Source organism: Flagellimonas alginilytica (assembly GCF_042134605.1).
Lineage (GTDB): Bacteria > Bacteroidota > Bacteroidia > Flavobacteriales > Flavobacteriaceae > Flagellimonas > Flagellimonas alginolytica.
Window position 1 is genome coordinate 92,529 of the sequence record NZ_CP169638.1, and the last position, 13,132, is coordinate 105,660.

At 42.1% G+C, this 13,132-nt stretch carries 9 protein-coding genes; 7 read left to right on the forward strand and 2 right to left on the reverse strand.

The window, feature by feature from the left end; translation table 11 throughout:
• Nucleotides 1–5: 5 nt before the first annotated feature.
• Entirely contained in the window at nucleotides 6–1,814 is a 1,809-nt protein-coding gene (locus tag ABTP35_RS00410; protein WP_293294890.1) for an acyl-CoA dehydrogenase family protein, read from the forward strand.
• A 64-nt stretch (nucleotides 1,815–1,878) separates the two neighbouring features.
• Here the strand turns inward: ABTP35_RS00410 and ABTP35_RS00415 are convergent, their stop codons facing one another.
• Nucleotides 1,879–3,678, reverse strand: coding sequence for a glycoside hydrolase family 15 protein (locus ABTP35_RS00415; RefSeq protein WP_252079998.1), 1,800 nt, complete (start codon nucleotides 3,676–3,678; stop codon nucleotides 1,879–1,881).
• A 103-nt stretch (nucleotides 3,679–3,781) separates the two neighbouring features.
• Here ABTP35_RS00415 and ABTP35_RS00420 point away from each other — a divergent pair, with 103 nt between their 5' ends.
• From ABTP35_RS00420 to ABTP35_RS00445, 6 genes are all read left to right on the forward strand, one after another.
• Nucleotides 3,782–5,992, forward strand: a complete 2,211-nt coding sequence (locus ABTP35_RS00420; RefSeq protein WP_338195690.1) for a bifunctional alpha,alpha-trehalose-phosphate synthase (UDP-forming)/trehalose-phosphatase — start codon at nucleotides 3,782–3,784, stop codon at nucleotides 5,990–5,992.
• The gene (locus ABTP35_RS00425) at nucleotides 5,989–7,512 is read left to right on the forward strand and encodes a nuclear transport factor 2 family protein (protein ID WP_375334331.1); all 1,524 of its coding nucleotides are present in this window, start codon (nucleotides 5,989–5,991) and stop codon (nucleotides 7,510–7,512) included. Before ABTP35_RS00420 ends, ABTP35_RS00425 begins: the two co-directional genes overlap by 4 nt.
• Before the next feature lie 7 nt (nucleotides 7,513–7,519).
• The gene (locus ABTP35_RS00430) at nucleotides 7,520–8,137 is read left to right on the forward strand and encodes a TMEM175 family protein (protein WP_375334332.1); all 618 of its coding nucleotides are present in this window, start codon (nucleotides 7,520–7,522) and stop codon (nucleotides 8,135–8,137) included.
• A 1-nt stretch (nucleotide 8,138) separates the two neighbouring features.
• Nucleotides 8,139–9,470 (forward strand): M28 family peptidase, encoded by a 1,332-nt coding sequence (locus tag ABTP35_RS00435; protein ID WP_375334333.1) that lies wholly within the window; start codon nucleotides 8,139–8,141, stop codon nucleotides 9,468–9,470.
• A 68-nt stretch (nucleotides 9,471–9,538) separates the two neighbouring features.
• The gene (locus ABTP35_RS00440; RefSeq protein ID WP_375334334.1) at nucleotides 9,539–11,149 is read left to right on the forward strand and encodes a M1 family metallopeptidase; all 1,611 of its coding nucleotides are present in this window, start codon (nucleotides 9,539–9,541) and stop codon (nucleotides 11,147–11,149) included.
• A gap of 1 nt (nucleotide 11,150) precedes the next feature.
• Entirely contained in the window at nucleotides 11,151–11,720 is a 570-nt protein-coding gene (locus ABTP35_RS00445; RefSeq protein WP_375334335.1) for a YdeI family protein, read from the forward strand.
• A gap of 5 nt (nucleotides 11,721–11,725) precedes the next feature.
• Here the strand turns inward: ABTP35_RS00445 and ABTP35_RS00450 are convergent, their stop codons facing one another.
• Nucleotides 11,726–12,979 (reverse strand): nitrate/nitrite transporter, encoded by a 1,254-nt coding sequence (locus ABTP35_RS00450; RefSeq protein ID WP_375334336.1) that lies wholly within the window; start codon nucleotides 12,977–12,979, stop codon nucleotides 11,726–11,728.
• Nucleotides 12,980–13,132: the final 153 nt, after the last annotated feature.

The window sequence follows — 13,132 nt, forward strand, 5'->3', positions numbered from 1 at the left end:
AAATCATGAGCGATACTAAAGAAAAAGACATACTGAGAGGAGGTCAATTCTTGGTCAAGGAGACCAAATGTGAGGACGTGTTCACCCTTGAGGACCTGAACGAAGAACAAAAAATGATGCGCGAAAGCTCCAAGGAGTTTGTAGATCGCGAACTTTGGGCACATTGGGAGCGGTTCGAGCAAAAAGACTATGCCTATACCGAGGAGTGTATGAAAAAAGCGGGGGAACTTGGACTTTTGAGCATAGCGGTTCCTGAAGCCTATGGTGGTATGGGAATGGGTTTTGTATCCACTATGTTGGTCTGCGACTACATTTCCGGTGCCACGGGATCCTTTAGTACAGCTTTCGGCGCACATACTGGTATCGGTACCATGCCCATCACCTTGTACGGGACCGAAGAGCAAAAACAAAAATACGTTCCCAAATTGGCCACGGGAGAGTGGTTTGGGGCCTATTGCTTAACCGAGCCAGGAGCAGGTTCCGACGCCAATTCCGGCAAAACCAAGGCCGTGTTATCCGAAGACGGTAAATATTACAGCATTTCAGGACAGAAAATGTGGATTTCCAATGCAGGGTTCTGTAATCTGTTCATTGTATTCGCTCGTATCGAGAATGACAAGAACATTACCGGGTTCATTGTTGAGAACGACCCTGAAAACGGTATCAGTTTAGGTGATGAAGAAAAGAAGTTGGGTATCCACTCCTCCTCTACCCGCCAAGTATTTTTCAACGAGACCAAGGTTCCGGTCGAAAATATGCTGTCCGAAAGAGGCAATGGATTCAAGATTGCCATGAATGCTTTGAACGTAGGTAGAATTAAATTGGCCGCGGCATGTTTGGAAGCACAACGAAGAGTAATCGGAGAAGCAACCAAATACGCCAATGAGCGCATTCAATTCAAAACACCCATCATCAATTTTGGAGCTATCAAAGCTAAAATTGCCGACATGGCTACCAATGCCTACGTGGACGAGGCCGCTTGCTACCGGGCTGCAAAAAATATTGAAGACAGAATTGCCATTCGCGAAGCCAGTGGCAACTCACACCAAGAAGCAGAACTTAAAGGTGTTGAAGAATATGCCATCGAGTGCTCTATTCTGAAAGTAGCTGTTTCCGAGCATGTTCAGCACACCACGGATGAGGGTATCCAAATATTCGGGGGAATGGGCTTTAGCGCCGATACCCCAATGGAATCCGCGTGGAGAGACGCGCGTATTGCCAGAATTTATGAAGGTACCAACGAAATCAACCGAATGCTCTCCGTTGGAATGTTGGTTAAAAAGGCCATGAAAGGCCATGTGGACCTGTTGGGCCCAGCAACTGCTGTTGGTGAAGAGCTTATGGGTATTCCATCTTTCGATACACCTGATTTTTCAGAACTTTTTTCAGAAGAAAAAGATCTAGTGGCTCGATTAAAAAAAGTGTTCTTGATGATTGCCGGTAGCGCCGTTCAAAAATTTGGACCGGATTTGGAAAAACATCAAATGTTGTTGATGGCAGCTTCCGATATTTTGATTCAGGTATATATGGCCGAATCCGCAATTTTAAGAACAGAGAAAAACGCAAAACGCTTTGGCGAAGATTCCCAAAAAGCACAAATAGCAATGTCCAAACTCTATTTGTACAGAGCGGTGGACATTATTCAACAAAAAGGCAAAGAGGCTATAGTTTCTTTTGCCGAAGGAGATGAGCAACGTATGATGCTTATGGGGCTAAAACGCTTTACCAAGTACACGAACCAACCCAACGTGGTCAATTTAAGGACTCAGATTGCCGACAAAGTTGCCGCGGACAATGGGTATACCTTTGACTAATTCAAATAATTGCCGGGATCTATGAACCCACAATTTGAAAACGCCCCGATCGGGGCGTTTTTTATTACCCTATGGATTCCAATATCCGCTCATCTTTTTGCTTATTGGAAAAATTGATGGCACATTCAATAAGTGCCAAGTGCGAGTAGGCCTGTGGAAAATTGCCCAACAACCTCTTGGTCTTAAAATCGATATCCTCACTAAACAATCCTAAATGGTTGCTATAGCCCAAAAGTCGTTCAAAATACTCGAGAGCCTTTTCTTCCTCGCCTATCTTGAACAATGCATTGATAAACCAAAAGGTGCAAATGGTAAAGGATGATGAAGGAAGTCCAAAATCATCTTCGTTCTTATAACGATACAACAGACCATCATTGCTAAGACCATCTTCTATGGCCTTAACCGTGCTCACATATTTTGGGTCCCTTGCATGGATAAACCCATAAGGTTCCATCAACAGAACGGAGGCATCCAAATGTCTTGAACCGTAAGATTGTACAAAAGCATTAATGTCATTGTTCCAGGCATTTTTATGGATATCTTCCTTAATTTCTTGTTCAAGGGCGGTCCAACGTTCCAATTTTCGGGTTTTACCAAACATTTTGGCAACCTTTATAGCCCTATCTATAGCTACCCAGCAGAGCACCTTGGAAAAGGTAAAATGCCTATCCTCTCCCCTAAACTCCCAAATACCCTTGTCCGGCTCCTGCCAGTGTTTGCCGACAATCCAAACAATACCTTTGGTAATGTTCCATAACTCCTCGCCATTTTCCAAATCATTGCTAAAATTTCGAAGCTGCTCGTAAATCACATCCATCAGAATCCCATAGATATCGTTCTGTTTTTGCATATAAGCTGCATTACCCACCCTTACCGGTTTGGATCCTTTATAACCATCCAAATGGTCCAAGGATATTTCGGTCAGCTTTTTTTCTTTGTTGATACCATACATGATCTGGAGCTTCTCATCCTTATCCGGCATTAGATCGATTATGAATTGTAAAAATCTTTTGGCGGAATTTTTATGTCCCAATTCGGATACAACCTTGATCGCCATTGAAGCATCGCGAATCCAACAAAATCGGTAATCCCAATTACGAACCTCCCCTATGGTCTCGGGAAGCGACGTAGTGGCTGCCGCCAACACTGCTCCTGTTTTGTCGTAGGTCAACATTTTTAAAGTGATGGCACTTCGAATTATCTGATCCTTAAATTTCTTGTAAGTAGGGGTCTTATCCACCCAATCCAACCAGTAAACTTTGGTCCGTTCCAGTTCCAAAGCAATCTTTTGGGTGGTAGGTTTTAATATTTTCTCATGGTAACAAATCAAAAAATACCCATCTTCCTTAAGCGTGGTTTCTTTTTGTTCCAATATATGTTTCTTGTTAAAAGAAGTATAGAGGAACAATGTGTCGTATTTACTCTCATGGGTTAGACTGGCAATAAAATCTTCTTTAATATAAAGTTCGGTCTCGCCTACAGCATATTCCAATTTTGGATTGTACTTAAATTGAACCTTGGGACTTCCGGACACATACTTTATGTACCGGACTATTTCCGGAGGGGCCATGTATTTCCCGTTCATCTTATGGTGACGGGGCATAAAATCGTGTACCTCAAATACATTTTCGCCATCGGCATACCGCGTTACCAATATTGCGGTGTTCTTGTGGTACTGTTGATCAATTTTATAATTATCGCCCGTTAATATCTCAAAACTCCCACCCTTTTTTTCATCCAGTAGCTTCGCAAACACCGAAGCTGAATCAAATTGCGGCAAACAGCACCAGTCAATGGAGCCTTCTTTGGAAATCAATGCCGCACTCCTACAATTTCCAATAATTCCGTAATTCAAGTTGTCCATAGGTCAAAAAGTCTCAAAAGGGTTCTTATGAATTGGTTTTGCGATCTAATTTCCCGATTTTTAAAGAAACAAAAAATTAAAACACCTCAAAAATCATCCTTTTATGGGCAAAACTATCATAATCTCAAATCGGCTACCCGTTCAATTACAAATTAGCAATGGATCGCTCAATGCAGTACCAAGTGTTGGAGGTTTGGCCACTGGAATGAAATCTGTGCACAGTGGTGGCGAAAGTCTGTGGATCGGTTGGTCCGGGCTCACGGACGAGGATATTCCCGATGGGCTCGAGGATGAAATAGACAAAGCATTGCAGGATAATGGGTGTGCCAAGGTAAAACTAAATGCAAAGGAAGTGGATGGTTTCTACTATGGATTCAGTAACCGTACCATTTGGCCCTTGTTCCACTATTTTTTGGAATATTCCGAGTTTGAATTAACCTATTGGGAAACCTACAAGGCCGTAAACCAAAAGTTTGCCGATGCCATTATAGAAAACTCAAGTGAAGACGATACTATTTGGGTCCACGATTACCAATTGATGTTGGTTCCCCAAATGGTCCGCGAAAAAAGACCGGATACGACCATTGGTTTCTTTCTGCACATTCCTTTTCCTTCTTTCGAAATTTTCAGGACCCTGCCTTGGCGTGAAGAAATCCTGGAAGGATTGTTGGGCTCGGACCTTATCGGTTTCCACACGTACGATTACGAAAGGCATTTTTTGAGCTCCGTTCGCAGATTGATCGGTCTGGATGTAAGCTTCAACGAGATCTATCTGGACAATAGGGTCATAAAAGTGGATTCTTTCCCCATGGGAATCGACTACAAAAAGTTTAGGGATGCCGCTGTTAACCATGATTCAAAAAGTAAAGAAAACCGAAGTGATCTACAAGTTCGTTTGGACAACCACAAAGCATCGGCCCCGGATACCAAATTGATCCTATCCATAGATCGACTCGATTATAGTAAAGGGATAGCAAAGCGAATCAACGCATTCGAGTACTTTCTTCAAAAGTATCCAGAATACAAGGAAAAAGTCCGATTGATCATACTTGCCGTTCCCTCCCGCTCCAACGTTCCACAATATCAATTATTAAAAAAAGAGGTGGACGAACTGGTAGGAAGAATAAATGGTGAACTTTCCACGGTGAACTGGACACCTATTTGGTACTTCTATCGTTCCCTTCCCTTTGAAAGCCTGATCGACCTATATACATCCAGCGACATTGCATGGCTGACACCCCTTAGAGATGGGATGAATTTGGTGGCCAAAGAATATATTGCTACCCGAACAGATAAGTCTGGGGTACTGATTCTAAGCGAGATGGCCGGTTCGGCCTACGAAATGAACGAAGCTCTGTTGATAAATCCGAATAACTTTGAACAACAAGCAGATACACTTAAGCAAGCCTTTAACATGCCTTTGGAAGAGCAAATATCCCGTAATACCTTTCTTCAGAAAAGATTGGAACGCTACAATGTAGAGGTTTGGGCCAATGAATTTATGAGTGCATTGCAAGAGAACAGAGATCTGGGCAAAGCTTTTATTTCCGAAAAGATGTCGTCCGGCATATTGTCCTCCATTCAAAATGAATATGAAAAATCCAAGAAACGATTATTGTTCTTGGATTATGACGGGACCTTGGCAGGTTTCCACAAAGACCCACAAAAGGCATCTCCAGATGAAGAATTGTACCAACTTTTAGATGCCTTGCACAACCAAGAAAACACTACTGTTTTTTTAATAAGCGGGAGGGACAAACAGACCTTTGGCCGATGGTTCTTGCCCAAAAAATATAATATGATAGTAGAGCATGGTGTATGGATTTCCAAAAACGGGGACGAGTTTAAGATGTTGGAACAGGTCAAAGGAGAATGGATGGGCAAAATAAGACCCGTGCTCGAATCTTTTGTAGATCGGACACCTGGCTCGTTTATTGAGGAAAAAAACTATTCCTTAGCTTGGCATTACCGCAATACCGACCCGGATTTCGGGGATAAGAGGGCCACGGAACTCAATACCGTTCTTCGAAGTTTGATCGGCAACGACGATATTAGCGTGCTCAACGGGAACAAGGTAATGGAAATAAAAAACAGTAATGTGAACAAAGGAAGGGCCGCCACTCGTATGTTAACCGAAGACGATTATGACTTTGTTTTTGCCATTGGTGATGATTGGACGGACGAATTTATGTTCCAAGAACTGCCGGAGACCGCAATTACGGTCAAAGTCGGTCTTAAAAAAACACATGCCAAATACCATGTGGAAAATACCACAAGGGTAAGGCAATTATTGAAACGTTTTACAAAGCCATGACACGAGTTTTATTGAGCATTTTCTTGTTGTTCTCCGTTACCATAGGATGGTCCCAAGTGGAGACAGAGGTATATCTTTTTGATCTAGAAATAAAAGAGGGCAAACCCCTGTTGACCAACCCAAAAAACATTTCGAACAACAATGGTTACGACAATCAACCTTCGTTTTGGAACGACGATTCCATCCTTTTTGCATCAACCCGGGAGGACCAGACCGATGTTCTTCAATTCAATGTTAAAGAAGGAAGCACATCAAAGTGGTTGACCTATACAAAGGCAGGCAGTGAATATTCTCCGCTACGTATTCCCGGAAAGAATGCATTTTCCGCCATACGACTGGATGTGGATGGCTTACAACGCCTGTATGCTTATAATTTACAGACACAGGAATCCACACCTATAACAGACTTAAAAATTGGTTATCATGTATGGTACGACCCATCTACCCTGATCGCTACGGTTTTAACAGATAATCGTATGGATCTTGTGATCGTGGATGTTGAAACAGGCACACACCGAATCGTCCATAAAAATGTTGGGCGCTCTTTGCACAACATCCCCGAATCAGATCTGGTCAGTTTTGTTGGAAAAAAGGGCGAGAAGTGGGAAATTTTATCCTTAAACCCTACTACTGGCGAAATAAAAAAGATAATCGACACTTACCAAAATCAGGAGGATATAGCTTGGTTGGGCACCCAAACCATAATTACGGGATTCAACAAAGAATTGCTACGTCTCGATTTGGACGAAGGCGCGGAATGGGAAACCATCATGGAATTCAATCAAGAAGAAATCAACAATATTAGTAGAATCGCCATAAGCCCTAAAGCTAAGAGATTGGCCTTTGTTGCCGAAGGGTCGCCTGCCAAAATAATCCAAAAACAGGTAGAAGCTTTTAACAATAGGAACTTAGACGATTTTGTCTCTTGCTTTTCCGAAAATGTGCGTGTTCTACAATTTCCGGATGAGCCTATGTACCAAGGAAAATCAAAAATGCGCGAGAACTACCAAAGGTTTTTCGAGAACGTAAAAACATCTAACGTTAAAGTTGTAAATCGCATAGTGTTGGGCAACACCATTATAGATGAGGAAATTACCAAAGTGGACGGCAGGGACGGGCACCAAGTCGCTATCTACCAAGTGGCGAATGGTAAAATCCAATCCATGACCTTTATATTCCCCGATGGTCCTCTTACCGATGCCGAAAGTATCGTACAAGAACAACTGGACGCCTACAATAAAAGGGATATCGAGGCATTTGCCACCACCTATGCACCCCAGATAGAGATATACAGCTACCCCAATACATTAAACCTAAAAGGCAGGGCGAATCTGGAACAACAATACAGTGCTCTCTTTGAAAACACCCCTGACCTACATGCCAGTATAAAAAACAGGATCGTGATCGGAAACAAGGTGATAGACGAAGAAATGGCAACCATAAATGGAAGGATACTAGAGGCCATTGCTATTTATGAAGTAGAAAATGGCGAAATTAGCAAAGTAACCTTTATCCAATAATAAATACATGAAACTACCACACAACATTAGTAGAATTGAAGCCTTTAGCGATGCGGTATTTGCTTTTGCTGCGACCCTTTTGGTAGTTTCTGTGGGAACGCAAGCGGAAAATTCCATTTTACAGGTAGATTGGATAGTCTTTTTGAGCTTTTCGGTAAGCTTTTTTGCACTGGCAGGGCTCTGGTCCGTTCATTATAATTTTTTCCGAAGATCAGATTACATGGACAATATGATCATTGGCCTAAATACGGTTCTCCTATTTTTGATTCTTTACTTTATATTTCCGCTCAAATCATTGATCAATTCATGGACGGGGACGCTACAAATCAACAAAGACGATTTTTCTTCGCTATTTCAATTGTACAGCCTTGGGTTTTTGTTGATTTTTACGTGTTTTTCCCTAATGTACCTAAGAGTATACAAGAAGAATGGGACAGGCAATAAATTACATTTGTTTTATGCACGGCATTTTGGAATTTTTGTTTTTGTCGCCTTCGTTTCCATTATCATTGCCAAGTTTCATATTGGATTATATTACGGTCTCCCCGGAATACTATATACGCTTTTAGGACCTATTTGTTATTTTCACGCCATGTACTTTCAAAAGAAAAACAACTCCCTGTAATATGAAAACTAAACTACTTGCAACGCTGCTCCTTTTTGCATGCATAAGTTATGCACAAACCGACACTAGACTTTATGACATTATAAATTCCGTTTCCGCAGATCGCATAAAGAGCGATGTTACCACTTTGGTAAACTTTGGAACAAGGCATACCCTGAGCGATACCGTTTCCCGGACCACAGGAATTGGTGCTGCCAGGAGATGGATAAAATCGGAGTTCGATAAAATTTCTTCGAACTGCGGTAATTGCTTAGAGGTATTTTATCAAAAAAACTTTGTAAAGAAAGGCGATAATGCACGAATCGTAAAAGATGTTGAAATTGTTAACGTTGTAGCCATCCAAAGAGGCACTAAATATCCCAACCGGTTCATTATCATGAGCGGTGATATCGATTCACGAGTGAGCGACCCTAACAATTACACATCCACCTCTCCTGGGGCAAACGACAATGCCAGTGGAATGGCGGGCACCATCGAAGCCTCAAGGGTACTGTCCAAGTACACGTTCGAAAGCAGTATTATTTATGTGGGCCTTTCTGGAGAGGAGCAGGGACTATATGGAGGAAAAGGTCTTGCAGCCCATGCCAAAGAAAGCGGATGGGATATTGTAGGAATTTTGAACAATGATATGATCGGTAACATTACCGGAGTAGATGGAGTGGTGAGCAATAGGGACTTTAGGATATTCTCGGAACCCGTGCCCCCTACCGAAACGGAACAAGAACGAAGGGCTCGCCGATTCTATGGCGGGGAGGTAGATGGAATCTCGCGCCAACTGGCCAGGTATGTGTACAAAACCACTAAAACCTATATGCCAGAAATGAATCCTATGTTGATCTATCGTTTAGATCGCTTTGGTCGTGGAGGGCACCACAGACCTTTCAACGACGCAGGTTTTGCCGGAATTCGCATAATGGAGGCCCATGAAAATTATACACAACAGCACCAAGATATCAGAACGGAAAATGGCATCGCCTACGGTGACGTATTGGAGCATGTAGATTTTGAATATGCCAAAAAACTCACAGCCGTAAATGCCATAAACCTAGCCTCCATTGCTTGGGCACCGCCATCGCCCAAAACTGTTGAAATCGGTGGCATTGTAGAACCCAGTGCCAAACTTAGATGGAGTAAGGTCGATGGAGCCAAAGGCTATAAAATCTATTGGAGGGATACAACATCCCCCACCTGGGACAATTACAGGTATGTTGGCGATGTAGACGAGCATACCTTGGAAGGCATAGTAATAGACAATTATTTTTTTGGTGTGGCCGCTATTGGTGCAGATGGACACGAAAGTCCTGTGGTTTTTCCCAATAAAGTTTTTAGGTAAGCCTTATTTTTGAATCACTTGGTCTTTTACAACCAAACACTAGCCATTAATATCATTCAGTAATGATCATGAAACAAATCTATTTAATCGTTTTCCTTTTAGTGTCGGGCATTTTATCGGCACAGGAATTTACAAGGCAAGATACACTAAGAGGAAGCATCACCCCGGAAAGGGAGTGGTGGGATTTGAACTACTACGATCTCAACATCAAGGTAGAACCATCCAAAAAATATATTTCTGGGTACAATATTGTGCGGTACAAAGTTTTAAAGCCTGCCGAAACCCTTCAAATCGACCTTCAAGAACCATTGCAAATCGAATCGGTCTTGCAAGATGGCAAAAACCTGAAATATACCACCGAGGGCAATGCCCACTTCATCAAACTAAAGAAAAAACAGGTGCCGGGAGAGTTCAACGAGATTAAGATCAAATATTCAGGGCGACCACGAGAAGCAGTCCGGGCACCTTGGGATGGTGGTTTTTCTTGGAAACAAGATGAAAATGGCAATCCGTTCGTAGCAACATCCTGCCAAGGTCTGGGTGCAAGCGTTTGGTGGCCCAATAAAGATCATATGTACGATGAGGTGGACAGCATGCGCATTAGTGTTACCGTACCCAAACATCTTGTGGATGTGTCCAATGGTCAATTGGAAGATGTTTCGGAAGATGGCGATTTTAAAACATACCATTGGGCGGTTAAAAATCCCATCAACAATTATGGGGTCAACGTAAACATCGGCAACTATACCCATTTTGATGAAACCTACGAAGGAGAAAATGGTACGCTGCAATTGGATTATTATGTATTGCCCGAAAATTTGGAAAAAGCAAAAAAACAGTTTGTTCAAACTCCGATGATGCTCCGAGCCTTTGAACACTGGTTTGGCCCCTACCCTTTTTACGAGGATGGATTTAAGTTGGTGGAAGTCCCCTATCTGGGCATGGAGCACCAAAGCTCCGTGACCTACGGCAACAAATATCAAAATGGGTATTTGGGGCGAGACTTGTCCGGCACTGGTTGGGGCCTGCTTTTCGATTTTATAATTATACACGAGGCAGGACATGAGTGGTTTGCCAACAACATTACCTACAAGGATATTGCAGATATGTGGATTCACGAAGGGTTTACAGCGTACTCGGAAAATCTTTACCTCGACTATCATTTTGGCAAAAAGGCTTCTGCAGAATATGTGATCGGAACACGGGCCAATATCCAAAACGATCGCCCCATTATTGGACCATACGATGTGAACAAGGAAGGTTCGGGTGATATGTACTATAAAGGGGCCAATATTTTGCACACCCTGCGCCAATTGGTAGAGGATGATGCAAAATGGCGCCAAATATTACGCGGAATCAATAAAGAATTTTATCATAAGACGGTTACAACGGCCCAAATAGAGAATTATCTGAGCAAAAAAACCGAGAAAGACTTATCCGCTTTTTTTAATCAATACCTGAGAACAACCATGATTCCCGAGTTGGAATATAAAATTGAAAACGGCTCCATTACCTACCGATATGTGGATATCGTGGATGATTTTGATATGCCTGTAAAAGCTTTTGTGAACGGATCGGAAACATGGCTGTTCCCTTCTAAAGAATGGAAATCCGAGCAACTGGATGGCAACGAAGTGATCATTGACAAAAACTTTTATATAAAGACCAATAAAATTTGATTTGAGCAAGTATCCCGAATTCTATTTTAAAAACGATGTTGAGTGGCGGGAATGGCTGCACGAGAACCATAAAGAATACACCGGTATTCACTTGATATTTTATTCTGTTGACCATAATAAAGAAAGTATGCGATGGGAAGAAGCCGTTAAAGTGGCCCTCTGTTTTGGTTGGATCGATAGTACCGTAAAAAGTCTAGGGAACGGTAAGCGCAAACAATACTTTAGCCCCAGAAAACCTAATAGCACTTGGAGTACACTGAACAAGGCTTATATTGAGGAGTTAAAGTGCGATGGGTTAATGCACCAAAGTGGATTGGCCACCATCGATATTGCCAAAGCGAACGGCTCATGGACAGCGCTGAACGATGTGGAAAATGGTGTAATTCCAGACATACTGCAAAAGGCTTTTGATAAGAACCAAACTGCTTTTGAGAATTTTAAAAATTTCACCAAAAGTCAAAAAAAAGGATATCTGTATTGGCTAAAACAAGCCAAACGTGATGAAACCCGCCAAAAAAGAGTAAAGGAAATCATATCGCTATCGGAACAAAACATAAAGTATAGAAACTGACGAGATTACCTTCCATATTTTTTTCGGTAGATAAAGGCGGCCACTCCTCCGACAAAAGCAAATGCACTTAGCATCCAAAAAACATTTTGATGCCCCAGTTCCTCTCCGGGGTGGGCATCCAATAGTATCCCATAGGCCGGACCTGCAAATACATCCGGGGTATAACCTACCAAAGAAATGAGCCCTACTGCCGTGCCCGTCAAGGTCAAGGGAATTTTACCAACATGCATTACACCAAAATATAATGCACGAGTGGCATAAACTCCAGCTGCAATTACCACTACGGACATAAAGAACAAAACTGTTGTGGTCGGTGCAATAATGCCACTTGCGAAAATCAATCCCCCAATCAGCGTTAGACCAAAACTTGTAACCAAAAGCCATGTGATCTTTAGCCTATCTGCGATCAAGCCAAAAATAATACCTGTTGTTGGCCTTAAAAATTGTAACAAAGTTCCCACTTTTGCGGCATCGACTTGATTGTACAACATGACTTCCTCGGCATATTGTGAGATAATATCCGTGATTTTATATGCTACATATCCACACAGGATAATGATCATCAACAGCCAAACCGAATGAAGTTTTAAAACTTGTTTCATATGATTCCAAGAAATACGATCCAAAACCGCCTTTTCATCGATCGCATCGGATTTCATAAAAAACCAGACAAGGACACCAACTAAAATTATAATTACCGAAGAGGTATAAATTACATAGGTAAATGCCTCTCTTCTATCCTGAAGACCTGCCGTATCCGGTGATTCTGTCAAAAAAAACGAAAAAATGAGCACCCCCAATAAACTGAAGAAAGCTCCAGTGAGACCCCGTCCCCCGTCCAAGAACCCAAATGCCTTACCTTGAGCGTTACGCCCGCCCCAAATTCTAGCAGCCTTGATCATAGGCGCCCAAAACAAAAAAATTGTAGTGAATCCCCACCAACCATATAGCATCTGCAATAACCAAAAAGATGGGTATTGGGCATATAGGAATCCTCCAGCCGCTGTCATCCATAAAGCAATGGCTATTAACTTTCGAGGTTGATACTTATCGGCCAATGGACCTCCAAAAATATACGAAACCATGGCGACCAAGCCATATACCGAAAAACAAAGGCCCAGTTGCACATTGTCTAACCCCAAAACATCCAATACCGTAGGCCTAAATACCCGCGGCAAAACAAAGGGAAGGATAAAAATGGCTTCCCCCGAAAGTATCAACAATATTAAATAGAACCAACTTGGTTTTGCTTCTTTCAAAAAAATTGATTTTGTTAAAAGTCAGCAAAAAACAGGAGAAACCCAAAAATCATTTCAAGCAACGGGCACCTTTTAAAAGTAGGTGGAACAAAAATTCTGTTAACATCCCTTTAAGAAATCCGGGGAGGGTTTTTGGTATCTTTAGGCGACCAA